This window comes from Paenibacillus alvei DSM 29 (assembly GCF_000293805.1).
Lineage (GTDB): Bacteria > Bacillota > Bacilli > Paenibacillales > Paenibacillaceae > Paenibacillus_B > Paenibacillus_B alvei.
In genome coordinates this window covers 69,454-94,181 of the sequence record NZ_AMBZ01000004.1, presented here as the reverse complement: position 1 = coordinate 94,181, position 24,728 = coordinate 69,454, and the positions used below count along the sequence as shown (strand labels likewise).

General features: G+C 47.2%; 27 protein-coding genes, 1 tRNA gene and 1 pseudogene. 5 read left to right on the top strand and 24 right to left on the bottom strand.

What is annotated here, in order from left to right:
* Positions 1 to 89: 89 nt before the first annotated feature.
* Positions 90 to 1,817 (bottom strand): ATP-dependent protease LonB, encoded by a 1,728-nt coding sequence (gene lonB / locus PAV_RS14195; RefSeq protein WP_005547317.1) that lies wholly within the window; start codon positions 1,815 to 1,817, stop codon positions 90 to 92.
* A gap of 101 nt (positions 1,818 to 1,918) precedes the next feature.
* Positions 1,919 to 3,334 carry an alanine/glycine:cation symporter family protein gene (locus PAV_RS14190; RefSeq protein ID WP_005547315.1) on the bottom strand — a complete coding sequence of 472 codons (1,416 nt, stop codon included), beginning with the start codon at positions 3,332 to 3,334 and terminating at the stop codon, positions 1,919 to 1,921.
* Positions 3,335 to 3,621: 287 nt separating this feature from the next.
* On the opposite strand from PAV_RS14190, the gene PAV_RS34670 reads away from it, so the two are divergent.
* The 3 genes and pseudogenes from PAV_RS34670 to PAV_RS14175 all read left to right on the top strand — a co-directional run bounded on the left by PAV_RS34670 (position 3,622) and on the right by PAV_RS14175 (position 5,122).
* Positions 3,622 to 4,173 (top strand): hypothetical protein, encoded by a 552-nt coding sequence (locus tag PAV_RS34670; RefSeq protein WP_005547313.1) that lies wholly within the window; start codon positions 3,622 to 3,624, stop codon positions 4,171 to 4,173.
* Positions 4,092 to 4,688, top strand: a pseudogene (locus PAV_RS36160) (M23 family metallopeptidase). Before PAV_RS34670 ends, PAV_RS36160 begins: the two are co-directional and overlap by 82 nt.
* A 95-nt stretch (positions 4,689 to 4,783) precedes the next feature.
* Positions 4,784 to 5,122 (top strand): bactofilin family protein, encoded by a 339-nt coding sequence (locus PAV_RS14175; protein ID WP_005547312.1) that lies wholly within the window; start codon positions 4,784 to 4,786, stop codon positions 5,120 to 5,122.
* Between the two features lie 118 nt (positions 5,123 to 5,240).
* Here PAV_RS14175 and ispG read toward each other — a convergent pair whose 3' ends face one another.
* The 5 genes from ispG to PAV_RS14150 all read right to left on the bottom strand — a co-directional run bounded on the left by ispG (position 5,241) and on the right by PAV_RS14150 (position 11,002).
* Entirely contained in the window at positions 5,241 to 6,338 is a 1,098-nt protein-coding gene (gene ispG / locus PAV_RS14170; protein WP_005547310.1) for a flavodoxin-dependent (E)-4-hydroxy-3-methylbut-2-enyl-diphosphate synthase, read from the bottom strand.
* Between the two features lie 43 nt (positions 6,339 to 6,381).
* Positions 6,382 to 7,629: an ATP-dependent protease ATP-binding subunit ClpX gene (gene clpX / locus PAV_RS14165; RefSeq protein WP_005547308.1), complete on the bottom strand. Its 1,248-nt coding sequence runs from the start codon at positions 7,627 to 7,629 to the stop codon at positions 6,382 to 6,384.
* Between the two features lie 13 nt (positions 7,630 to 7,642).
* Entirely contained in the window at positions 7,643 to 8,239 is a 597-nt protein-coding gene (gene clpP, locus PAV_RS14160; RefSeq protein ID WP_005547306.1) for an ATP-dependent Clp endopeptidase proteolytic subunit ClpP, read from the bottom strand.
* Positions 8,240 to 8,592: 353 nt separating this feature from the next.
* Positions 8,593 to 9,879, bottom strand: coding sequence for a trigger factor (gene tig, locus PAV_RS14155; protein WP_005547303.1), 1,287 nt, complete (start codon positions 9,877 to 9,879; stop codon positions 8,593 to 8,595).
* A 172-nt stretch (positions 9,880 to 10,051) separates the two neighbouring features.
* Positions 10,052 to 11,002 carry a hypothetical protein gene (locus PAV_RS14150; protein ID WP_005547301.1) on the bottom strand — a complete coding sequence of 317 codons (951 nt, stop codon included), beginning with the start codon at positions 11,000 to 11,002 and terminating at the stop codon, positions 10,052 to 10,054.
* Between the two features lie 256 nt (positions 11,003 to 11,258).
* Here PAV_RS14150 and PAV_RS14145 point away from each other — a divergent pair.
* Positions 11,259 to 11,335: transfer RNA gene (locus PAV_RS14145), tRNA-Arg, on the top strand.
* A 430-nt stretch (positions 11,336 to 11,765) separates the two neighbouring features.
* Here the strand turns inward: PAV_RS14145 and PAV_RS14140 are convergent.
* Both PAV_RS14140 and PAV_RS14135 read right to left on the bottom strand, forming a co-directional pair.
* Positions 11,766 to 12,089 (bottom strand): YolD-like family protein, encoded by a 324-nt coding sequence (locus PAV_RS14140; RefSeq protein ID WP_005547299.1) that lies wholly within the window; start codon positions 12,087 to 12,089, stop codon positions 11,766 to 11,768.
* A gap of 110 nt (positions 12,090 to 12,199) precedes the next feature.
* Positions 12,200 to 12,409 (bottom strand): helix-turn-helix domain-containing protein, encoded by a 210-nt coding sequence (locus PAV_RS14135; RefSeq protein WP_005547297.1) that lies wholly within the window; start codon positions 12,407 to 12,409, stop codon positions 12,200 to 12,202.
* A gap of 147 nt (positions 12,410 to 12,556) precedes the next feature.
* Here PAV_RS14135 and PAV_RS35280 point away from each other — a divergent pair, with 147 nt between their 5' ends.
* Positions 12,557 to 12,697, top strand: a complete 141-nt coding sequence (locus PAV_RS35280) for a hypothetical protein (RefSeq protein ID WP_005547295.1) — start codon at positions 12,557 to 12,559, stop codon at positions 12,695 to 12,697.
* A gap of 573 nt (positions 12,698 to 13,270) precedes the next feature.
* On the opposite strand, the gene PAV_RS14125 is transcribed toward PAV_RS35280, so the two are convergent.
* From PAV_RS14125 to PAV_RS14060, 15 genes are all read right to left on the bottom strand, one after another.
* Complete coding sequence (locus PAV_RS14125) at positions 13,271 to 13,942, bottom strand: phosphodiester glycosidase family protein (RefSeq protein WP_005547294.1); 672 nt, start codon at positions 13,940 to 13,942, stop codon at positions 13,271 to 13,273.
* Positions 13,939 to 14,634 (bottom strand): N-acetylmuramoyl-L-alanine amidase, encoded by a 696-nt coding sequence (locus tag PAV_RS14120; RefSeq protein WP_005547293.1) that lies wholly within the window; start codon positions 14,632 to 14,634, stop codon positions 13,939 to 13,941. Before PAV_RS14120 ends, PAV_RS14125 begins: the two co-directional genes overlap by 4 nt.
* Positions 14,618 to 15,070, bottom strand: coding sequence for a phage holin family protein (locus PAV_RS14115; protein WP_005547291.1), 453 nt, complete (start codon positions 15,068 to 15,070; stop codon positions 14,618 to 14,620). Before PAV_RS14115 ends, PAV_RS14120 begins: the two co-directional genes overlap by 17 nt.
* An 84-nt stretch (positions 15,071 to 15,154) precedes the next feature.
* Complete coding sequence (locus tag PAV_RS37620) at positions 15,155 to 15,256, bottom strand: CD1375 family protein (protein WP_372515474.1); 102 nt, start codon at positions 15,254 to 15,256, stop codon at positions 15,155 to 15,157.
* A gap of 1 nt (position 15,257) precedes the next feature.
* Complete coding sequence (locus PAV_RS14110) at positions 15,258 to 15,608, bottom strand: hypothetical protein (RefSeq protein ID WP_005547290.1); 351 nt, start codon at positions 15,606 to 15,608, stop codon at positions 15,258 to 15,260.
* 9 nt (positions 15,609 to 15,617) lie between these two features.
* Positions 15,618 to 16,619 carry a hypothetical protein gene (locus tag PAV_RS14105; RefSeq protein WP_005547287.1) on the bottom strand — a complete coding sequence of 334 codons (1,002 nt, stop codon included), beginning with the start codon at positions 16,617 to 16,619 and terminating at the stop codon, positions 15,618 to 15,620.
* The gene (locus PAV_RS14100) at positions 16,616 to 17,284 is read right to left on the bottom strand and encodes a hypothetical protein (RefSeq protein ID WP_005547285.1); all 669 of its coding nucleotides are present in this window, start codon (positions 17,282 to 17,284) and stop codon (positions 16,616 to 16,618) included. Before PAV_RS14100 ends, PAV_RS14105 begins: the two co-directional genes overlap by 4 nt.
* Entirely contained in the window at positions 17,274 to 17,468 is a 195-nt protein-coding gene (locus PAV_RS14095; RefSeq protein ID WP_005547283.1) for a hypothetical protein, read from the bottom strand. Before PAV_RS14095 ends, PAV_RS14100 begins: the two co-directional genes overlap by 11 nt.
* Positions 17,469 to 17,533: 65 nt before the next feature.
* Positions 17,534 to 18,100: a stalk domain-containing protein gene (locus PAV_RS14090; protein ID WP_005547281.1), complete on the bottom strand. Its 567-nt coding sequence runs from the start codon at positions 18,098 to 18,100 to the stop codon at positions 17,534 to 17,536.
* A 41-nt stretch (positions 18,101 to 18,141) separates the two neighbouring features.
* Complete coding sequence (locus PAV_RS14085; protein WP_005547279.1) at positions 18,142 to 20,208, bottom strand: translocation/assembly module TamB domain-containing protein; 2,067 nt, start codon at positions 20,206 to 20,208, stop codon at positions 18,142 to 18,144.
* A 5-nt stretch (positions 20,209 to 20,213) separates the two neighbouring features.
* On the bottom strand, positions 20,214 to 20,573 hold the full coding sequence (locus PAV_RS14080; RefSeq protein ID WP_005547277.1) for a DUF6711 family protein: 360 nt from the start codon (positions 20,571 to 20,573) through the stop codon (positions 20,214 to 20,216).
* Between the two features lie 14 nt (positions 20,574 to 20,587).
* Positions 20,588 to 23,575: a phage tail protein gene (locus PAV_RS14075; RefSeq protein ID WP_005547275.1), complete on the bottom strand. Its 2,988-nt coding sequence runs from the start codon at positions 23,573 to 23,575 to the stop codon at positions 20,588 to 20,590.
* A complete protein-coding gene (locus PAV_RS14070; RefSeq protein ID WP_040735972.1) occupies positions 23,568 to 23,897 on the bottom strand; it encodes a Gp15 family bacteriophage protein in 330 nt (109 codons plus the stop codon). Before PAV_RS14070 ends, PAV_RS14075 begins: the two co-directional genes overlap by 8 nt.
* A 25-nt stretch (positions 23,898 to 23,922) precedes the next feature.
* Positions 23,923 to 24,228, bottom strand: coding sequence for a hypothetical protein (locus PAV_RS14065; protein WP_005547271.1), 306 nt, complete (start codon positions 24,226 to 24,228; stop codon positions 23,923 to 23,925).
* 35 nt (positions 24,229 to 24,263) lie between these two features.
* Positions 24,264 to 24,719, bottom strand: coding sequence for a phage tail tube protein (locus PAV_RS14060; RefSeq protein ID WP_005547270.1), 456 nt, complete (start codon positions 24,717 to 24,719; stop codon positions 24,264 to 24,266).
* Between the last annotated feature and the right edge of the window lie 9 nt (positions 24,720 to 24,728).

The window sequence follows — 24,728 nt, the reverse complement described above, 5'->3', positions numbered from 1 at the left end:
CTATCATGATCTATCTAGTATATTGCAAGCAACATTTTATCAAATGTTCATCTAAAACACCAATTTTAGGAGCGACCGATCAGCTATAGCTATTCCCGTCGCGCGGAATTGCCGCTCTTCTCAGACGCTTCTGCATGAAGCAGCGGCAAAGAAGCACCCGCAGCTCGTTCGTATGGCTGCGGCTTGTGCTGAGCATCTCCCTTCCATTCGCTGCCGAACGCATGCTGGAAGCTTTCCTCAATATGTTCAACCGGAATCACCTGAACACCTTCCAGGCCTGCGAAAATTTCCTGCCAATTCTCCTTCGGAATGAGCACGCGAGTCGCTCCCGCTTGGAAAGCAGCCTCAACCTTGGCAAGCACTCCACCAACTGGCTTAATTCGCCCATGCAAACTAATTTCACCCGTCATCGCAAGCTTGTTATCCACAGGCCAGCCATTCAGAGCCGACGCGATCGCAATCGCCATTGCCATCCCCGCCGAGGGGCCGTCCACCGGCGATCCGCCTGGAAAGTTAATATGCAAATCGAAGTTCGATGTTTCATGTCCCAAGCTGCGTAGCACAGTTAATACATTCTCGATGGAACCCTTCGCCATGCTCTTGCGGCGCAGCGTTCGGCTTCCTCCACCCAGCTCTTCTTCCTCCACAACGCCCGTAATCGTATATTTTCCATGTCCGCTCTTCACGCGGATCGCACTCACTTCAATTTCCAATAGCGCCCCCATGCTAGGTCCATATACAGCTAACCCATTCACAAGGCCAACCTGCGGCTCTACAGGCACCTTGCGATCAGGACGCGGAGCAATCTGACTGCAATTGGCTACCCACTCTACGTCAGCCGCATCTATGGAAGCGCGACCTTCCGACATCGCGAGACCCGCTGATAGCTGCACAATGTTGACAGCCTCTCGCCCATTCGTAGCGTACTTCTTTACCATATCTACCGCTTCCGGTGAATGTGGGAACCCGATTTTCTTCAGTCCATTCTCTGCGATGGTTCCGATTTCATCTGGCAGCAGAGGTCTGAAGTATATTTCCATGCAGCGAGAACGCAGCGCTGGCGGTAGCTCTTGAGAGGAGCGCGTCGTCGCTCCAACCAGTCTGAAGTCCGCAGGCAGCCCATTTTGGAAAATATCGTGAATATAAGACGGTACATTCGAATCTTCTGAATTGTAATAGGCGCTTTCTAAAAACACCTTCCGATCCTCAAGCACCTTCAAAAGCTTGTTCATCTGGATCGGGTGAAGCTCCCCAATCTCATCAATGAACAGCATGCCGCCATGCGCCTTTGTAACCGCTCCCGGCTTCGGCTGCGGGATCCCTGCAACCCCCATCGCTCCTGCTCCCTGATAAATCGGATCATGTACTGAGCCGATTAACGGATCGGCAATGCCGCGCTCATCAAATCTAGCTGTCGTTGCGTCAATTTCTGTGAACTTCGATTCCATGGTGAACGGAGAGCTTGGATTCTTTTTCGCTTCCTCAAGCACAACCCTGGCTGCCGCCGTTTTCCCTACACCTGGCGGACCGTAAATAATGACATGCTGCGGGTTTGAACTGCACAGAGCTGCCTTCAACGCCTTCAGCCCATCCTTTTGTCCGACTATATCACTCATAATCGCAGGTCTTGTTTTCTCTGCAAGCGGCTTCGTCAAAGATATAGACCTCAGCTTGCGCAGCTTATCCATCTCTTTGCGAGATTCTCGATCCACAGCCGTGCGGTTGCCTTTCTGGCTGCGCAGCAGATTCCAGAAGTATATGCCGATAACTACGGCAAAGAACGCATTGATTAACATCAATATCACGCTTAAATTCATCGTTTCATCCTCCCATAACGCCCTCGTAAGGACAAAAAATCCGGCAAAGTTAACTACTTGGTAGTATTACCCTTTGCCGGATGCATTATAAGCGTATGTGATTATGAGTTGTTATTTCTTTCCCAACATTCTGCATGCTTCAGCCCTGGAACAGCATCTGCATAGAAGACTGGCTCCTCGCCGCGCTTACGCTGACTCATATAATCTTTCAAAGCCGCAAATGCCACTTTACCAAGCAGCATAATGGAAATGAGATTAATGAACGCCATGAAGCCCATGAACAAGTCTGCCAAATTCCAAACTAGGGTCATCTTCGCAACAGAACCGAAGAGAACCATTGCTACAACGCCTAACCGATAAGCAAGCATCCATCCCTTTTTCTTCGTAATGAATTCGATGTTGCTTTGACCGTAATAGTAGTTTCCGATAAGTGAAGTAAATGCGAATAAAAAGACAGCTAATCCAATAAAAATGTGCGCCCAATCTCCAACCTGAGTCGCAAGCGCATGTTGTGTCAATCGAATGCCGTTCTGCTCGCCCGTCGTTGAAATCCCGGAGAACAGGATAATGAACGCTGTTGACGAACAAACAAGCAATGTATCGACGAATACCCCGAACGACTGGATCAAACCTTGCTTGACTGGATGGCTAACATTGGCCGTTGCCGCAGCATTGGGAGCACTACCCATCCCGGCCTCGTTCGAGAACAGACCACGCTTAATTCCGTTCATCACCGCTGCGCCTACACCGCCAGCCAGCGCCTCCTCAAATCCAAAGGCGTTTTTAATAATAGAAGCAAATACGGCCGGAATTTCGCTAAAATTGACCAGCATGACGAACAAAGCAATCGCCATATATGCTAGCGCCATGATAGGGACTACGGTCGCAGTAACCTGCGCAACCCGCTGAACCCCTCCGAATATCGTCGGGATGACAAGGATTGCCAATACGATCCCCATCCAAATCGGATCCAAGTTAAATATATCCTGGAACGCCGCACTTGCTGTGTTAGCCTGTACAGAATTGAAAACGAATCCGAAACTGAAAATGATGAGGATGGCAAAAATAATGCCTAGCCAACGCGCGTTCAACGCCCGTTCCATATAGTAAGCCGGGCCGCCTCTAAAATGCTTGCCATCACGCACTTTATAAACCTGTGCCAATGTAGATTCGACGAACCCCGAAGCCGCGCCAATAATTGCAATCATCCACATCCAGAATACAGCGCCAGGGCCGCCTAACGAAATGGCAATAGCGACTCCGGCCAAATTCCCCGTACCAACACGCGAGGCTGTACTCATTGCGAATGCTTGGAAGGAGGAAACGCCTTGCTTTTCACCGGAAGACTTTCCTTTATCCCGCCCCAAAATAAGACGGAATGTTTCTTTAATTGCGGAAAGCTGTACAAAGCTTGTACGTAATGAGAAATAAAGTCCTGCTACTACAAGAACAAATATAAGCATTAAATACCATAAATCATTAAACTTCCCGATCCAATCCTGAATTTGATCAATCAATATATTGCACCTCACTTGTTGTCTAGTCCTAAGCCCGCGATATGTCAACTTTGCTAACACGGTACTAAATGATTGTAGCGTAAATCGAGCATAATGGCAAAATGTTTTTTATCATTTTTCAATTAATGATAAAATTTACCTTCCCCACCTTTCGACACAAACCGATTTTAATGTCGATTCCACACAATATCTACTTACTTTTCGCCGAAAATCATGTACAATAGGAATGTTATGTAAACATATTAGCTTATTTTACCTTGGAATCAATAAGGAGGAATCCTTGCAATATGGCGCAAGCAAACGATCGCCGCTGGACGTGGATGCTCATGCGCGGGCCAAATCGACCCGTTATACAATACAGTGTTCCAACCGTTGTTGTTAGGCTTGTTATGTTTATTGTCATTGGCGGAGTTGGCGCATTATTTCTTTCGTTGGTTATTCAGCGCTTTGCCATGCATGATATTGTTGTACGTCATGCACAATTGGAACAGGAACTGCAGAAGAAAGATCAGCTGTTAGCTGATATGGACAAGCAATTAACCATTATTACCGCCTCTTCCAACGATATGAAACAACGAATGGACAAGATATCTCAATGGGAGCAGCAGCTGCAATCTTACTTACAAATACCGACCGGCACTGGCCGGCAAAAAATAACAATTCAATATCCAAAACAAGTCATTCAACGACTAACTCTGCAGCCTCCAAGCAAGAAACTGCCTCCCTTCCTCCTCTGCCGCTCGGCGGCGAGTATATCATGCTTCCAGCAACGAAGTTGTCTCCACTGCTATCCCCTGCCACAGAGAGCAAGGGCATTATTCCACCTGCCTCTCCTCTAGCAGCATGGGTAAGTATGAGCAAGCAGTTGCAAGACATGAATAAGAAGCGGCAGGAATGGGAGCAATCCATGCCCCAGTTATTTAAAAATGTAAACGCCTTCCAGCGGCAATTGAACGCTACGCCTACTTTATGGCCGACAGAGAGTACGCGTATTACGTCCTTATTCGGGGAGCGAAGCGATCCATTCCAGCGCAGTGAAGCTTTTCATGCAGGCTTGGATATTGGAGGAGATACAGGGGATCCGGTATACGCAACTGCCGAAGGGGTTGTCCTTGCATCAGATAGAGATGAATTGAAAGGAAATTATATCATCATTAGCCATGGGAACGGACTTACAACCCGATACTTGCACTTAAGTGAAAGAATGGCAGCAAGCTGAGATAAGGTGAAGAAGGGAACACAGGTTGGCAAGGTTGGCACAACCGGTCGCAGTACGGGGCCACATTTGCATTTTGAAATTCGCAAAGACGGCGAGCCAATCGACCCAACCACTTATGTGGGTACGCCTGAATAAAAGCAATCAGAAAGGAAAGGAGCAGACATGTTCGCAAAAACATCTTCCGGCAAAAAACAATCGGTACAGACACCTTAATTGGGCAAGCGACTACAGTGGAGGGCAAGCTGGTATGTGAAACTGATCTGCGGATTGAGGGGACAATTACTGGAGATGTTCACTGCAGCCAAAACGTGATTATAGGGGAATCTGGCAAGGCTTACTCGAATATTCATGCTTCCAGTCTTATTATCGCCGGTCTGATGCAGGGCGATGTCAGCGTAACAGAGACCGTCATTATCGAGAGCTCCGGTAGATTAGAAGGCAATATATTGTGCCGTTCCTTTATCATCAAAGAAGGCGGGAAATTCAACGGCAATAGCCAAATGCAGCAGGACACCACTGCAGTGGCAAACATTTCTACATCTACAGATATCATCACTTCTGACCTATAAATCAGAGACCGTAACAAAATCGTATAAGCACAATAGGAACACCCGACAGCAGCCAACCTGCATGTAGGTGTTCCTATTTTTCGTAAAATAACTGGATTATCTATTTGTCTATTCCCGATTAGTGCTTGCGTCCAGGAATAGTGCCTGTCCGCTCATACTCAGCAACAATGTGGTCGATCTCTTTCTTCAATTCGGAGACAAGCTGATCCTCTGGCACTTTTCGAATCATCTCTCCGTAACGGAACAACAATCCTTCGCCACGAGCTCCAGCAATACCGATATCTGCTTCGCGCGCTTCACCCGGTCCATTTACCGCACAGCCCAGCACCGACACCTTAATCGGAACCTTCACCTTAGAGATATATTCTTCTACTTCGTTCGCAATCGAGAACAAATCAATATCAAGTCTGCCGCAAGTTGGACAAGAGACAAGTGTAGCCGCATTCGAGATTAATCCAAAGCACTTCAGCAGTTCGCGTGCGACCTTCACTTCCTCTACCGGATCCGCACTTAAGCTAACGCGTACTGTTGAACCGATACCAAGCGACAGCAAGGCACCTAGCCCCGCAGAGCTCTTAATCGTACCAGAGAACAGTGTCCCTGCTTCCGTAATCCCCAAGTGAAGCGGATAAGGAATCACCTCAGCAGCCTTGGTATACGCAGCTATAGCCATAGGAACATCAGACGCTTTCAGCGAGACAATAATATCATGGAAATCGAGCTCCTCTAGAATTCCGATATGGAACAGAGCACTTTCTACCATGGCCTCTGGCGTTGGATATCCATATTTCTCAAGCAGGTGATTTTCCAGCGACCCTGCATTAACTCCGATCCGAATCGGAATACCGCGTTCTTTGCAGGCCTTCACGACAGCTTCCACTTTCTCACGACGCCCAATATTGCCCGGATTGATCCGCACCTTATCGATGCCGTTCTCAATCGCCTTCAAAGCCAGTCGATAGTCAAAATGAATGTCTGCTACAAGCGGAATGGAGATACGCTTCTTAATCTCCTTAATCGCATTCGCCGCATCCTCATTGTTGACAGTTACACGGACAATCTGGCATCCAGCTTCTTCTAGTCGATGAATCTCTGCAACAGTAGCTTCTACATCTGCCGTCTTCGTCGTGCACATGCTCTGAATGACAACTTCATTGTTGCCGCCAATCGTTACATTGCCTACTTTTACAGCTCTAGTCTGATGTCGCAAATACATGATACATTCTCTCCCATGTCGGAAACGGACGGAAAAGCGCCTATTAGGCGCTTTCCTCTTGTTTCTTATCTGTCGTCAGTTCCGGAATCATTCGTTCTTTCACTACTTGCTCCGTAATGACACACGTTGTTACATCGTCGCGTGACGGCACCTCATACATCACGTCGAGCATAATGCCTTCGATGATGGCACGCAATCCACGAGCTCCTGTATTCCGCTTAATCGCTTCCCGAGCAATGGCCTCCAATGCTCCAGACTCGAAGTCAAGCTTCACGTTGTCCATCTCCAGAAGCTTCTGGTACTGCTTCGTCAGTGCATTCTTTGGTTCGCTCAAAATACGAACCAGTGTATGCTCATCAAGCGGCTCCAATGTCGAGATAACTGGAAGACGACCAACGAACTCTGGAATAAGACCAAACTTCAACAAGTCCTCTGGAAGTGTCATCGTCAAATATTCGCCAGGCTTCAAGTCCTTCTGACCGCCGTCAGCATTGAAGCCGATAATTTTCTTACCTACACGACGCTTGATAATTTGTTCCAGTCCATCAAATGCACCGCCGCAAATGAACAAGATGTTCGTCGTATCGATTTGGATAAATTCTTGGTGCGGATGCTTGCGTCCACCTTGAGGAGGAACGGAAGCAACAGTGCCTTCCAAGATTTTTAGCAATGCTTGTTGTACGCCTTCGCCGGATACGTCGCGCGTAATCGAAGGGTTTTCGGATTTGCGGGCAACTTTATCAATCTCATCGATGTAAATAATGCCGCGCTCCGCCTTCTCTACGTCGTAATCTGCAGCTTGAATCAGCTTCAACAAAATATTTTCAACGTCTTCGCCTACATAGCCTGCTTCAGTAAGCGATGTTGCATCAGCTATCGCGAATGGCACGTTCAAGATTTTAGCCATAGTCTGCGCCAAGAGCGTCTTACCGGAGCCGGTAGGCCCTACAAGCAAGATGTTACTCTTTTGCAGTTCTACATCCTCAATCTTATTCTGTGTGTTGATCCGCTTATAGTGGTTATATACCGCTACGGACAACGACTTCTTCGCTTGCTCTTGACCAATAACATACTGATCAAGAATAGCACGAATTTCCTTTGGCTTTGGAATGTCTTTCAGATCGACTTCCTCTTCGTGACCGAGCTCTTCCTCTACGATCTCATTGCAAAGCTCGATGCACTCATCACATATATATACGCCAGGACCGGCAACCAACTTGCGCACTTGTTCCTGCGACTTGCCGCAGAACGAGCATTTCAATTGCCCCTTCTCATCATTAAATTTAAACAATCGGTGTCCCCCCTTACTTCAAACCCGGGCTTGCCGGATGCAAAACTTGGTCAACAAGGCCATATTCCTTCGCTTCATCAGCGCTCATGAAGTTGTCGCGATCCGTATCGCGCTCAATCTTCTCGATCGGCTGACCTGTGCGTTCCACATAAATCTGGTTGAGCTTATGTCTTGTCTTCAAGATCCAGTCTGCGTGAATCTTAATGTCGGACGCTTGACCGCGTACACCACCAAGCGGCTGGTGAATCATAATCTCACTGTTCGGCAATGCGATACGCTTGCCTGGCGCTCCAGCTGTTAACAAGAGCGAGCCCATACTGGCAGCCAAGCCGACGCAAATTGTAGATACGTCCGGTTTGATATGCTGCATTGTATCGTAAATTGCCATGCCGGCCGTAACTGAACCGCCCGGTGAATTGATATACAAGAAAATGTCCTTCTCTGGATCATCTGCTTGGAGGAACAGCAATTGCGCAATGACGCTGTTCGCTACGTCATCATCGATGGCGCTGCCCAGAAAGATAATGCGATCTTTCAGCAGACGCGAGTAAATATCATAAGAGCGTTCGCCGCGATTTGTCTGTTCGATGACCATCGGGATTAAATTCATGGTACCGACCTCTTTTCTTTACATAGCTTTACATTTTTATTTTAACATTTTCTGACCGTGGTGTCATTTTTACACCGATTACCATTATTGTATGTGCGGCAAATGTCCGTAATCCCTACAGATAAGCTCTATATTACAGCTCATCCACAGACGGAATTCACCTAATATGTTACATATTGATTATGTACACCCATAATAGGGTGGTGAAACGTTATGTGGTCAATCAAAGAACTTACAATTCACAAACTTTCGCCAAGCAGGTGGTAAAAAATAAGGCACGCCCTTGAAAGTAACGTGCCTTATCCTGTTACGCCACGCCCGCATTTTCCATGCGTTGCGTAGCCGATATGCAATTAATTTTTGCTATTGTCCACGATGAATTTAACTGTTTTGCGAAGAGCTGCCTCTTCACGCAAGTTTTCGAGCGTACCGTTTTTCTCCAAGATTGTGCGAATTTCCTCCGCAGAACGTTGGTAGGAAGCTGCCATTTTGTCAAGCTCTTCTTGAAGCTCTTCATCGGAAATCGTGATGTTTTCCTCTTTAACGATTTGCTCAAGAACGAGGTTGTTTTTCACACGCTTGTTAGCCTCTATTTGCATTTGCTCGCGCAAGTCTGCAATAGTTTGGCCGGACAAAGTCAAGAACATGTCCATGTTCATGCCTTGCATGCGAAGACGGTTGTCCAAATCTTTTACCATGTGCTGAATTTCAGTTTCGATCATCGCACGTGGAATTTCTACTTCTGCGTTAGCAGATGCTTTTTCAACGAGTTCAGCTTCACGAGTTGCTTCCAGTTCGCGTGTTTTGCGTTCTTTCAACTGTTTTGTAAGATCAGCTTTGTACTCATCCAAAGTTTCGAACTCGCTAACGTCTTTAGCGAACTCATCGTCAAGCTTAGGAAGCTGCTTGCGCTTGATTTCATGAATTTTCACTTTGAATGTTGCAGGCTTGCCAGCCAAGTTTTCTGCATGATAGTGCTCAGGGAATGTAACTTCAACGTCTTTGAAGTCGCCTGTTCCAAGGCCAACCAATTGATCTTCAAATCCAGGAATGAACGTATTAGAGCCAAGCTCCAATGTGTAGCGCTCACCTTTGCCGCCTTCAAATGCTTCGCCATCAACGAATCCTTCGAAGTCGATAACAACGCTGTCGCCTTTTTGTGCTGTTTCTTCATCAACGATAACGAGTTCAGCATGACGCTCTTGCAGACGCTTCAACTCAGCGTCAAGCTCTTCTTCAGTAACTTCAGCTTCCTTAGTTTCCACTTCAAGACCTTTGTAGTCTCCAAGCTTAACTTCAGGCTTAACAGTTACTTTTGCTTTGAATTTGAACGTTTTGCCTTTTGCAAATTGTTCAACTTCGATTTCCGGCTGATCAACCGGTTGGATGTTTGTTTCTTTTACAGCTTGTGTGTAAACTTCACCCAAGATGATGTCAATTGCATCTTGATACAAGCTTTCCACACCATATTTAGCTTCGAAAATTGGGCGAGGTACGCGACCTTTGCGGAAGCCTGGAACGTTTACACGCTTTGACACTTTTTTGAATGCCAAGTCCAATCCTTCTGCTACGCGATCTTCATTAACCTCAACTTCTAATACCCCAACGTTCTTCTCTATTTTTTCCCAAGTTGCTTTCATTTTATGCCTTCCCCTCCAAAAAAGATCATGGCTAGAGTGTACCTACCATAACACGTCCTGAATAACCATTTTAGTATAGCCGACTATGATAACTTTTTCAAGGAGTGCATCATTCCTACATTCACCCTCCTTGGAAAGCGCTATCGGCCGCCTGTTGCTTAGCATCCGGATCCTATGATTGCACGCGCAAGGATCGATTCAGCGATCGAAGTGCAAGCTCATATTGGACGCGCATCTCATTACGAATGCCGTACAATTGCTTTACTTCCACTTCTTCATCTATATGCAGCATTCGAGCTATGATAAAGTGCAGGGCTGCTGCCCATGCGACTGACTCCTCCTGCCCATGCTCACACAACTTCTCGTAAGCGGATGAACCGTAAATATGCTTCACATATTGCTGCCATAGCTCTTGAGCAAAATAGGCTAATGACGGCTCTCTTACAGAGGCAGCCTCGTTCACGCGCTCTGCGGGTGCCTTCGCCGCTGCCGGGAACGCCGTATAGTCAAGTGGCGTATCCTCTACTCGAACGTTCAACCATTCCTGCCCGCGAGGGAATCGAATTTCGCCATGTATCCCCCTCCGCTTCAAGACTTGAAGAATTCCGAACTGAAGCAAAGAGCTCAGTTCCTCCTCCTTCAGCAGTTTGACCAGAGCTTCGTCAATCCCCGCATCTTCTGCTGCCGCAAGCTGCTCCAGCACAAGAAGTTTACGATCATCCATTTCCCCATCCGCAAGTGTCGCGAGCAATCGTTCCATATATTGTCCATCTGCATTCAACTTCTGCTGAAATTGACGTCGCAGGATATCTTGTTCGGTTTCTTCCGATTCCTCTTCTGCAGTTGATTTCGTCCAGCCGGCTAATCCCTCTGGTATGTCCAGTTCGCGAGCATCTCTCTCTGCTTCTGGAAACGCCGATACGAGCCATTGAAGCAGCGCATCCCACTCTTCCCGAATCCGTGCATCCTCGCCATCACAAGTCAGCAGGAATTGAAGAAGGGCAATGGCTTCACCGTAGCGTTCAGATTCCAGCATCCGTGTTAACTCAATTTGGTAATAATCATGAGTTTTCGGAAATAGGATAACGTTGTTCCTGGACGGCTCTTTGTAATCTTCTGACATACGAACACCTGCTTTCTGTACTGCGCCTATATATTGCAAAAATCTCTGCTATGTATGCAACTGTATCAATTTATTCAGGCAAGTCTCTTATACGATGCATTATATCATACTCGCCCTTTATCCTGCGCGGTTGCCACAAGTGCTTTCCTGCACATCCAACTGTAAATATGATAGGTAAAATATTTTTTGATTTTTATGTTGCTAAAATTCAAATTCTTTGCTACAATAATACATGTTCTAAATTTACTTAACTTATGTCCCAGTAGCTCAGCTGGATAGAGCAACGGCCTTCTAAGCCGTCGGTCGGGGGTTCGAATCCCTCCTGGGACGCCATTTAATCTCAGATGTTCAAGTTTAAAAACTAACTCACAGCCCTAAAACCCTTGTAGTATCAAGGTTTTGGGGCTTTTTATTTATATCCCTCACCTACTTTAGTTTCCGATAGAATCAGATAGAAATCAGATTTATTTTACACACGTTTTACACATTGTATGTACCATTCTCACTCGACCTCTGACGTTGTATTTCTACATATTATATAGTAGCCGTACAAATATCATTGTAAGAACATAAAAAAGCCCTGGCATATGCCGGGCTTTATCTGTCCATTATCCATATACAGGCTTTCCACATTTAGTACAGGTATATACTCCGTCCAACCATTTCCCCTTCATAGCAGCTTTACACCCACATAAGTGAGGTTGCACTGGGGCAATGGGCTTTCGAGTTGATGGTGTTCGTTGCAGTTCTTCTCTCCAGTCCCTCATGCTCTTACCCCCAAGATGTCATCCATCTTAACCCATTGCTTTTCTCCATCAAGAAGCAGTTTGACGCGTCGACCTTGAGGATCAAGATCTATCACCTGAGCTGTGAGCTGACACTGCTCAAATGGATCATACATTTGAAGTGTGATTGTCCCGCGCTCGCTCATGGACTGCTGCAGAAGTGCTTCAATCTGTTCACACTCTTGTTCATCTAATGTTGGGCGGATGCGGCGTTTCTGTTCATTTTGTAGCTCCCTCAGGGCTTTTTTATGCTCCGGTATGAAAAACCCGTTCCACAATCCATCACCAAGCTTTGAAGCCATACGATCATCTCCACAAGAACATTTGTTCTTATTATATTCATGCGGAGTCATTTTAACAATGTTAATTTTGAGCAAATATAAAAGCCGACGAGGGCAATCCTCTTCGGCTTTTATTCGTTCTCAGAAATGTGTCTCATTAAATCGGCAGGTTGGCATTCAAGCGCATCGCAAATCTTATCAAGTACATCAACTGGTATGTGCTTGATTGTTCCAACTGCAAATGCTGAAATGGTGGGCGGTCTTATGCCTGTTTTCTCTGCAAGTTCTTTTTGGGTCATCTCGCGCTTGGCAAGCATAACCTTAAGGTCGAACTTAATCATGATATCACCTCTCACCACATTATATACGATATACGTATTATATTAATACTATTATCGTATATATTTTTATATAAAATACGTTTTTCGTATTGTTTTATTACGTCATTCGTAGTATAATAAGAGTATAGAAAGGAGGTGAACACAAACATGAGTAAGAAAAAGAAAAAGACTCCGGCACCACCGCCAGAGTCAGAAAAGAAAGGCGACCGAATCTCGGTTCGCGAATGGGTATTGCTCACCACAGCGTTCGCCCAACTCGTAACCGCGGTCATCAGCCTCTTTAAATAAGAGGAAAGCCACTCGCCCTTAGGGGCGGGTGGTGATTCGGTCGCCTGTCTCAAGTATAACACAATCGGAGAAATCGAATACAGGAAGGGTAGATGAGCGTGAAAAAATCAATAAGATTGACGTAGCGATTGGGCTTATGATGTTGTCTCTCACCATCAATATCATCAACCTGTTCAAATGAGTAGTTGGCGTATGCGGGGGCAGCAGCCCCCTTTCTCCAAACTCGAAAGTGTACAAGACTTCGTTGATCTTTTCCAGTGCACCCGGCTTGATTACGTAAGTTGGGGCGCGGATATTGTCAACGTCCTGACCGTCTCCTGGGTGAGCTGCATCCTGGATGACAGATATACAGATAATCGCCAGAAGGTTCGGCGATTAAAGAACCTTTTGGCAGCATCAGCTAAAGTCCATGAATGAAAATACTCTGAGGGGGGCTTCTGCCCCTCTATATTTATGTAGGAATATTTGATGAAGACTTATGAGGAAATTACAGCTAGATAAAAAACAGAGTCGCAGGGATGCCCTCCCATACGACTCTGTTTCGCGTGGTAAGCACCACACGTTTCCAGTATATCACATAATTGAGATAATGGAATGAACCGTTCGACCATCACCTCGGAGGCTAACGGAGTCGTAGCGGAGTTGAGATGATCCACTTCCATCTAAAAAGATCCCATCTACGAGCGTGCCGCTGCCAATCTTCTGCTTGATGGCCGTCCGGAATTCAGAAGCATTACAGGCCGTATTCGTAACGACTAGCCACAGACTTAGGCCGGATCCATATACAAGACCAGTACGGTACACCTTCCCTGACATGTTCGGCATGTTCTGCAGGCGTGCTCTCTGCTGCCAATGCGCATCGTCTTGCAGCGACATTGATATGCCGCCCTGTGCCCAGTACATACTCCTGTCGGATACCTGTAGCTCGTCGGCAGACTTGACAACTTGGATGCTATAACGGCGTGCAGCTGCATCCCATATCAATGTACCTCGGGCATATTTAGCATTGTGCCAGCCGCTGCCGTAACCGCCACGGTCACCTTTCACTGGCTTGTCATTCTGGACAGTTATAGACAGCAATGCCCCACTAGAAAAATCAAAATAGCCACCATTGATGGCAGCTAAAGGCTGGCTATATACATTTGTCCGGCATGGCCGCAGCTGTACATCGTTCGGGCTGCATTTGAGCGTGTGAAGCACGACGCCGTTCGACGCCGTGCATTTGCTGTACACCGCTTTGCTCACTGTGCCGCCCCCTTCGTGAGGGTTACTTTCTTATCTGACTGATTCCATCCTACCTGAAGGCCACAGGCTTCTGCAATTGAGCGAACCGGAGCATAGGTAACGCCGTTCACTAGGATGCCATCTTTCACCTGTCGTCCGTCCATCTCGATTGTAACCACGTTTTTTGACGGCTCCGGTTTAGGTGCTGGTTGCTGCGGCTTGTCCAGGCTAATCAATTCACGGTCAATCATGTTCAAGAATTGACTCCATTTTGGCAAGATGCGGCTTGGGCAGTTTTTGCCCGTCCAATGCTTATGCGGAACTATTTTGTTCAATGGAATGCCGTATTTCTTAGCCAAGCGAGCAATAAGCCAAGCGGCATTAGCCCATGCCTTCTGCTCATCGATCCCCTTATACATGCAAATCTCAATGCCAATGGACAACGCATTGCCTGGACCCGATCCATCACCGGCATGCCAACCCTGCTCGTTATCGCGCAAATGCTGGAAAATGTCCTTGTCGTCTACCGTGTAATGCCAGCTTTTCTTCTCCCCACCACTGCCGTTCAACAAATACCTTGAATGCGCTTCGGCTGTTGCCCCTGCATCCGTATTGTCCGTGTTATGGATAGTCAGCCACCCGGGTGTCATTTGCTTGTTTGGCTTGTTAGCCCTCCCATCTGGTAACAGCCTTTGCTTAATTTCGATTGCCATCGTTATCCCCGCCCTTTCCTTTCAAAACCTCGACTGCCTGCTTAATCACACCAGGAATCGGCACTCCTATGCGGCCACCATTCTCGATAATCGACAGCAGCTCGTTCGCCATATAGAAAAACACTGTAGCGTCCCGGAGCATGTGCTGATCACCTAGAACCGTGTCAACCTGGTGTGCAATGGAGATAATTACAAAGATAAATACCTTACGGGCGATACCGACAAGTCCACGACTGCTGCGTAGCTTGCCCTCAGTTCCGGCAGCCATAATACCAGTGATAAAGTCAGCAACCGTCATAATCAGAAGCACCTGCAGCAGCAGCGGCCAACCACCGAACAGGTATGCCCCAATAACACCAAAACCACCAGCTGCAGCTACTTGCTTTGTGCCGTAGTCTCCTACGAGTTGTCCAACAAATTCAATAAAGCGATCCATATAAATCCCCCTTTGAAATAGAAATAGCCCCCGACAATTAGCCGAGGGCACAATAAAAGCGCTGACCGTCTATGCGGTAGCGCCTTAAGTTTCAAGCATATTTTGTACAGCATCTCGCCATGTGAGTGGTACTTGCTCAATGCTTCGCAATCCAATCCTGATTAGATCACAATATATCTTTGCCATGTTACTTTTCACCTCCTGCAACCAACTCGGCAAGCTCGGCTAGAGCTAACTTTGTTTTTGTGCCATCTGCCTCTTGAGTCTCTGCAAGCTCTGCGACTGCTAACTTCAATTTGTGGATCTCTGATGTATTATCGATTGGTAAGTCAGGAATTGCTACATAGTCAAAATAAATCTCCTTCGTATCTATTTTCACCATTGGTTTAGAAGTAAACCCCGGCTTTTCCTCCGCTTCCGGAATGGATTCAATATAGAATCCGTTCGACTCCATTTCTATCTGCTCTGGTACGGGGTTGTGATATATCGCCCGTACCCTACCAGTTTTTTGCGACACAATATCGTAAGCAATATACATTTCTTCACCTCACATGTGCGTTATTGTACATCTCGCATCAAAATATGAAACTTCATTGCCGCCTGATCTAATCGTATACCCAAGCTTCATCGTTGTGTTTTGATTGAATTCCGGTTGGATATTCCTGCTGAACACCGCGTGCCCATCCGAACTTCCACTGGCGGATGCTGTTCTGCCCCAAAAGTCCAAAACTAACGTGTCAATACTTATCGACACACTATTTCTAGCAATTTCGATTTCATTACCAAGTGCATCTCGCAGCGAAAGGGCTATAAAGCCATGGCTCCAAAAGAAGAGGCTGCTACAGTCTGGCTTTGTTAAAGTTATTAGTTTGACACCGGCTGAGATGGTCGCCAACTCAACAAAGGTAACCTCCCCGGGTACACCCGGACGTTGCCCCGAGTTGTACGTAATGCTTATCCTCCCAGGTACAGCACGTTCTGCTGTTCCTTGCACACCTAGGATATTTACGTCTTTGGGCAGGTTTTCAGGCTTGAGTTGCGTCGCAGGAGCCGTTACCCACGAAGCCCCATCATAGTAGCCGTGTGGAGGCTGCAGAAACACCCTATCCCCTGGCCAAACCGTATGGGCAGTGCTAGGCATGTGATGATTCTCTGCTGACCGATTCGGCATAGTCCCAGTCAAAGGTACACCGCCATCATTTGTGAACGTCTTACCTACCAACACATCAACTGGTTGAGCATTGCCCGAACCCTTTATGATGTTACTGATTTTATCGAACAAGGTAGCCAGCGATTCTGTTGCCGTAGCAGAGATACCCTTTGCTACCAAATTGGATGCCCCCACCGCTTTAGCATCGTTGATCTTTTGTGCTAGTTGGTCACCCGTATCTCCTCCAGTGGCGGGAGAGCCAATAGCAGCGGCGACCTTCGTTTTTATGCTATTGGCAAGCGACTTTAAATACTTCAGCACTCCAAGCACGTTCTTGTCAGTAAACTCAGGATCATCAACCATTATAGCTGCCGCGGCATGAGCTGCTGTACTTTTCAAATGGTCGTCCAGTTTGGTTGCAGTCTGCCCGATGTTTTTTTATCCTGTTCCGACATCAGGCCTCCTACTGTTTCAGTGGCGAATGGAATTACATCTGTCCCCCCAGGAAGGTGTGTCTCCGCATGCGGACCAGGCGTAGCGTCTCCAGTCGCTGTCACCGTTACCTCATTTGTATCGGGATTAGAGGTGACGGTAATACCGATGCCGCCTTTAATTTTGAGTGAGTCTGTTTTGCTTTTAGCAGATACATCATTGACCTTCGAAAAAGCCAACTGGTTAACTTCAGCCCCTTCCTCGATGCTGCCGAGCTTATCATGATCATCTTGAGTAACATGGACAACCTTATCAGCTACATGAGTGTCTAACTCTGTCTTTGTATTGCCTGGAGCCTTCGAGTCCCATTCATCCTTTTTAGCCTTTGTGACATGGATGTCTCCGTTATTCTTATGGGCATTGAAATCAGTTAGTGTGCTACCTGGAGCCTTGCTGTTCCAATTGTCCTTGTCGGCCTGTGTGACGTGGATGGTCTTATCAGCAATATGTGAGTCAGCTACCGATTTGTTACCTTCCATGTCCTGCTGTACTTTATCAAAGCCGATATTGATATTCCCGAAATCCTCGCTGATCTTTTTGGTGCCGATTAGGTTGCAATACTTATTGGCCAATAGCCTCATCTCCTTTCTTGCTTAATTGCTTCAGTCGCTTCTCAATTGCATTCTGGACACCAAGCAGCAAAGCTTCTTCTTGCCCTGGATGGTATGGGACCACGGCCATAATGACGGCGCATATCTCGGGCACAGGCTGGGTTGGATCCAACTCGATACGAATGATAGGTTGTACTTGAGCCATGAGATGCCTCCTTCCAAACAAAAAGGCCTCGCTATAAGCGAGACCTGAATAGTAGTTATATTTGATTATTTCTTTGTCGCCAAAGCTTCCTCAACTAAGCGGAGCTCCTTATTTGCTCTGGCAATGATTTCGTCGTATTCGGCAAGCTGCTTTTCTTTTGCCTTTAGCACAGGCACTTCTCTTCCCGACTTTTCTTCCTCTTTTCTCAGATCCTCAATTTCTTCGACAAGGCTTTGACGCTCCTCAACAGCAGGCTTAATTCTGTTATTCTTAATACTATCTCTCAATACCTCTAGACTCTCTTTGGAATCCGCCATATATTCATTTGCATCAGCTTTAGTTGATCCACCAGCCGTAGCACTTGCCGCTTGTTTAGATGTTACCAATATCTTTTTTCCTTCCACTCGTATTTCAGCTCCTAACGCCTGAGAAACCCCGCGTACAGGGACGTTGGTTTTACCATCAATCACTGCTCCTTTATCTTGGAGTTCTTTTCCGTTTACGATTACCGTATACTCACCAGTTACCTTCTTCCCCACTATTGACTTGATTTGATCAGCAAATGCACTTCCTGCAGTTGCAATCAAAGAACCAATGACAATACCACTTACTAGATACGCCCATTTTTTCATATAGAAAATCCTCCGTAGCAATATTTACCTCTATCATATCACTACGGGGTCGACGTTGTGAAGGTTCCACCCCAGTTTTGGTTCTGATTGTTGCCATGGTTATGAGTTCCGATATTAACAGTGTGACTATGGTTACTGAACGAGCGGCGAAGACCATCAATCTGAGACTGTAATGAATCTAACTTATCACGCAATCCAGCTATATCACTAATCCCCAAATTCAATCCAGATACCGAGGATGTGAACTTAACTGGCCCCTGCAAGTATATCGTTCCACTTGCCCCAAGACGTAAATCTCGGTTACCAATTACATGCATTTCTTCAGTGATAGCATACACAATCCCCATCGGCGAACCGCTAGAATTATAGTACGTGTGTCCGGAAATGTCCGCTGCCGAGTTCCACCCCAGCTTTACCCTCTGTCTACCAGAGTTGTCATAGAACATGAAACCGTTGGGATCAAGCTCAATCCTTCCCCCAGATACTGCCGTCTTTATGGAAGAACCGATAATGGTTGTTCCGTTAATCGTGCCACCGTTTATAGTAGATGCAGATATGGTTCCAGAGAAATCACCGTCTACACCGCGAAGCGTCCCTGTAAACGTTCCGCCAGCGGCCTGCAGGTCGCCAGCAAAAGTCCCCCGTGCTGCTCGAAGCTCACCGCTGAAGTCTCCATCCACTCCGCGAAGAGTGCCGGTAAACGTTCCACCTGCAGCCTGTAGGTTGCCACTGAATACGCCGTCAGTCGCCTCTAACGTACCGTTAAATTTGTATCGTCCTGCCCAAGGATCGAAGTAGATTTTATCTTGTCCATCAGCCTGGAAAGAGAGCTTATCGCTGTTCAGGATGACCTTCGAGCGATGATCTTCACGTTCAATGATGAGCCCCTCTGTTCGTGTAATTGTTGCGCCAAAATAGTTCTTTCCCTCTTTAACTGACGTCTTGTCCAGCTTGTTGACCTGCTGTGACAATGACCCCTCTACGACAAATTCACTTTGCTGCGCCGACACGGACGGAGCTTCCAGCGACATACGCAGCCCGCCCGCGAAGCTAAATACCTGGTGCAAGATTATTGACTTGTACCGGACAATGCCATCCCAGGGTATGTGCGTATCCTGCCAAGCTGAAACCGTATCGTCCCAAGTGGCGCCCTCCTGCTGCTCAAAGGCAATAACGTCTCCTTGTTCCAGCTGCGGATATCCACGAGCATCCATAGTCAAAGGCAAATAAGAAAACCCGTTCAACTTGGCATGCAGATCATTAACCATGCTCTGTGTCACAAACGGGTTTTCGATATAAAGGGTATAGTTTTCATCACCGCTTCCAACCTCGTATTGCAAATCATCTTCGGTGTTGTACGTGGCCACTATCCTGGTATATGTCTTGACCGGATTGGTCTGCTTAGCGCTGACATAATCTGCTGTGGTCATGGCGAATACAGGCTCCTCGCTGGCTGTAAACCGTTTGAATTTGAGGGTGCCAGCTTTATCAATGTAGATGCTTGCGCTATTGGCCGCAGCGATGTAGGCAAGCACCTGACGCATGCTGTAGCCCGCTGGTCCGACCTGTATCTTGTAAGCTGGATTAATCTGCACGCTGCTGTCATAAGTCCAGCCCAGCCGCGCACAAATCTCGTTAAATACGGCCTGCTGCGTAGCCGGATAAGTCAGGGATGATACATAAGGTACATCAGCAAAAACTAGCTTGTCATAGCAGATGTAAGTCCATACATCATTAACCCGTTCGCGGGAATCTACATAAAACTCTCCCAATGGCAGCCAGTTCGTACTAGTACCATTCCAATTGATATCTACGTCCTGCCATGGATACTGCGCCTGCAGCCAGGTTAAACCCGACATAGACAAGGACAGATACGGCACGACCCGAGCATTCGGCGGAACAATATAGTTCGTTCGCAGCTTAATGGTGAGTTTAGACGGGATGGCTGTTCCGAGCTGGAACCCATCTGTCAGGCTCAAGCTATTCTCGATACTGAAATCCACGATTCGTGTATTATCAAATTCCTCTGATCCCACGGTTACCTTGACGATAAATTCCCGGTCTGGCCGCCGTAAGTAATCAGCATAGAGTGGCGATATTGGATACAATCAGATCACCTCTCTGTTAGGGTCAGCTTCAGACCATTCCAGTGAACCACTCCGTTACTGATCACACTGAACGGAGCTGGCCGATTGCCTACATACATTTTCTTAGTGAGGCTTCCGCCTGCCATTGGATCTGGGAATGTGAAATCGAAAAATACATTCGACATGGCTTTTAATATACTTGATATCTGCTTTTCGCTCAGTACGCCCCAAGTCATGTCAATCTGTCTCTTAACGGCCACACGATCCCGGTTTAGGGTTCCGTTTGCTGTCCGGACAGATGAATTACCGTCATCAATATCTAAGATTGTCACCTGAAAAGTTGACGGATAGGCGGCAATCTCTTGGCCGTCGATCATGATTTTCATGCAGCGCCCCCTCTCTATGTGGTTAATGGTGATCGACCTGTACGCCGTGTAATATCGTTGAGTGCATTTGCTACAACTCGTCCTAGTACCGTACTGTCAACTTGGATGACTTGTCCCTGACTGTTCTTCTCAAGAGCTCGTAATATTTGCATTAGCACTTCCAGCATAGGCTGATTATTAGCTCCTATCATGTCCTGCAGCTTGGAAAGCGGCGAAACAACTTCAGGGTCAACGCCTGCTCCCTTGTTATCCCCTACCATAGCCAGTGTCGGGCCATATGCCAGGCCGCCCTTAGCAAGGCGTGGTATTTTCGGGATCTGCGGCACACCGATAGAGCCACCGCCGATTTTATGGCCGAAAACCTCGACTTCCGGAATACTAATGCTAATGCTGTTGAAACCGTCAATGACCGAGTTAATGGCGTCAATGATCAAGTTCAGCGGTGCCTTAACAAGTCCGTAAAGGGAATCAAAGATACCTCCAAAGATATCCTTAACCCCAGTCCAAGCCTTCTTCCAATCTCCCGTAAAAACGCCTGTGACAAAATCTATAATGCCGCCCAGCGTTCTGAGCAGCCCCTTGATGATATCTCCCACACTGGATATGACTGTCGTCACGATATTAAGCACGATGTTAAAACCCTTCACGAAACCCGGAGCAAGCTGATCTACGACGTAGTTAATCAGTGGACTGATAAACTTGTTGTAAATATCCAGCGCCGCTGTCACCAGCTTCATGACCACCTCGCCTACTTGCTTGATGATCCCTTTCAAACTACCTTCCCATATTTCATTTAGCTTTTTCAGGAATGGCTCGATAATCGGCTTCAAGATGTCATCCCACAGCTTTTGGAACGTATCCCGGATGTTCTCCATTGCCTCAGAGAGACTGGTCAGCAATTCTGCACCGTATTTATCCCAGAGCCCCTTTATCGTCTCCAAGGTGTCCATGACAATCTTTTTGATCAGATCGAAAACAGGTTTCAGCACCGTATTATAGACATCGTTGATAATACCTACAGCCCATTCGAATGTGTTGGCAGCTTCCTTAAATGCCCACACAAGCGTATCCGTAAACACCGGCACCAGCGTATCAATCACCTTGGCCGAGATTGGGATAATGAAATCATTCAGCGCATAATCAACGAACGGTTTGATCGTCCCGTCCAGTAACTTTTCAAATGCTTTTCCTATCTGCGGAATAACGTCCATAAACATATCGCGAAGCTTCACTAGCGAAGGGAACAGCGTGCCCTTCCACAATTCATTAATATGATTGACTGCGTTAGTCGCTGACTTCGCAAATGTCTGGAATGCCCACACCAACGTATTTGCGTAGATAGGTACGATAGTTTCTGTAATCGTTGTAGACAACGGTATAGCAAAGCCATTAAGCATGAAGTCTACAAATGGATTGATAGTGTTGGTTAATAGGCTTTGCAATGCTCCAGCAATAACCGGCATTGCCATTACAAATGCGTTCTTGACCCGATCTAAACTTGGCAGCCACACAGTATCCCACAGTTTGATGGCTTGATTGGTCACATTGCGGAATGTCTTATCAAATGTCTGAAACGCCCATACTATCTGTTTTGCAATGACTGGTGCAAAAGCTTTCGTAAACCCGATTACGATCGATGGGATAAAGTTACCTAAGATGTACTTTGCAACAGGTACCAGGAAGCCATCTTTCAGCCGTTTGAACGTATTCCCTATATTGATGACAGACTTACCGATCGGATCCATCATGTCTACAAACGGCTGTAAAGCCGGAGCCATACCGGACCAGCCAGCAGATATGAAACTCCAAGCCTCGGAGAACCGAGATTTCAAGTCTGCCAGGAACGCAGCCACCTGCTGCTTAACCGGATCAACGTTGATGGTAGGCGTGCCTAGATCAAGATTACCCAGGCCAGCAAATGCCCCAAGGCCGCCAGCTCCATCCGCTGCATCATCCACCGCCCCCGCTGTGGATTTTGCCAGCGTATTCAATTGGTCAAACCCGGCCAGGCTATTCTTCATGTCCTTGCCAGCCTTCTTACTCTTCTTGCCTGCCTTTTCTGCCGCCTTACCCGCCTCGTCTACCGCACCAGCAGCGCCAGTGGCTGCATCGGCAGTATCATTCAGCGGTGCGACAGCTCCAGCTCCACCGGCATTCACCGCATCCCCGAAGACAAGCTCTGTAAACGCCCTAAAATACGCTGCGGCAATCTGCAGCTTGGATATCAGCCAGTTTAACCCCTGAATAATCGGAGACAGGATATTAATGAAACCTGCCCCCATCGTACCCTTGAAGATGTTCCAGCGTTCGGTCATAATCCGAACTCTGTTCGCCCAGCTGTCGCCGTTCCTTGCAAAGTCGCCTTGGGCATCGCCTGTCACCTTCAACAGGTATCCATACCGCAGCATGGTCTGCTCAGCCTGTGTCATGGACATCCACGACTTTGTGATCCCCTGGGACATGGCGTATGCTTCCATATTCACGACGGACATATTGACGCCTAACTGCTTCAGTGGCTCTGTTTCGCCGACCATACCGGAAAAGACCTTGTAATAGGCTTCATCGTTTTTCAGGTTATAAAAAGAGGCCATGTCGGCAGATAGCTCTGTCAATTTGACAGACATCTCCTTCATGGCCTCTCCGGTTAAACCAGACGATTTAAGCATCGCGCCCATTGTGGACGCATATTTTTTTGCAGACAACTCAGACAAACCAAAGCTGTCAATAAGGTTCGACGACCAGTTATTAATCTGACCAGTCATCGATCCAAAAGTGACGTTTACGACGTTCTGCACTTCTGCTAGGTCAGATGCCAGGTTAATGGCTTCACGGCCGAAATTGACAATGCTATGAACCGCAAAAGCTCCAGCTATAACGCCTCCAAGGCCACGAAAAGCCCCACCTACTAAGTTGGTAGCTGTACCAGCGATTCCGTTAAGTTCCTGCCGGAAGGGGCCGTAATTTAGCCCTAGGTCTAAATCTATCTGTCCTACACTAGACATCTACGCCACCCCCGAACATGCGGGCCATTGCAGTCTCCAGAGCTTGCATTTCTTGATTCAGTTTGACCTGGTCATCCAGCTTTCGCTCCGCTCGGCGTTTACGCCAGCCGTTGTAAATACGTTTCTGGTCGGCGTTGAATCCCTTGATTACCTTTGGATCATTCTCGGCCCTAATCGTAACCACAGACCCTAACGGTGTGTCAGGCATCAAACCGCTCACCAAGGTGCAAAACTCCTCCCACGGCATGTCCCCGTGCTGCCGAATGCGGATACCATACTGCTTGGCAAGACTCGCCTCGATTAATGGCCAATCTTCTCGCAGATCGTACCAGTTATCCGGCCCGCTGCTACTGTTGAAATCGCGCAGCAGCTTCCTCGTACGTCAACCCTTGCATTGCTGCTACCAGGCCGGACATAAGAACTTTCAAATTCGCAACGGTCATTTTGGAAACACCAATTTCATCCACGGCTTTCTTGCCAAGCGCCCCTTCGATAGCATTTAATAACCCTTTGACCGTTGCACCGTCTGCCAGTTCCTCAAAACCAAGTACAGCTTCTACGCTATTATTGATTGGATACTTTTTATTGCCGATCTGAATTGAGGACACTTCGTCCTTCACGAATTTATCTGACAGGTTAATAATTTTTGACATGGATTAATCCCCCTTATGGTTTGGTTGATACTACCTTATGGTTTTACTGGTGCGGCCGTAAATGTTGGCTTGCCATCTGATAGCAGTTCAAATTCTAATCCATCGATGTTGGTCGAATCGCCTCCACCAGGCTGCGTAAGATTGATCACACAGTCCATGGTGAGCTTCGCCCCAGATGGCATGATCCACTCGAATTTCGTTTCAACCTCTTGTCCGGTTCCTAATAGTAGTCCAGCGATGTAATCATTCCCTGGGTCACCGTAGTGACGTTTACCTGAAAAACTGAAGGTCAGCCCTTTCCCGGTTACCGCACGGCGTGTCCATCCCCCCTGATCCATCGGTGTCCACTCTTCTGTGTTACCGTCGATACTTGGACTAAATGTCTCCAGGTCCTTCACAGTAACCATGTCCCCTGGAGCGACTGAAGCGCGTCCATTGATACCAATCTTAAAAACGTTATTGTGTACTGGGAAAACACCAGTAGTCGCCATACGCTCTCC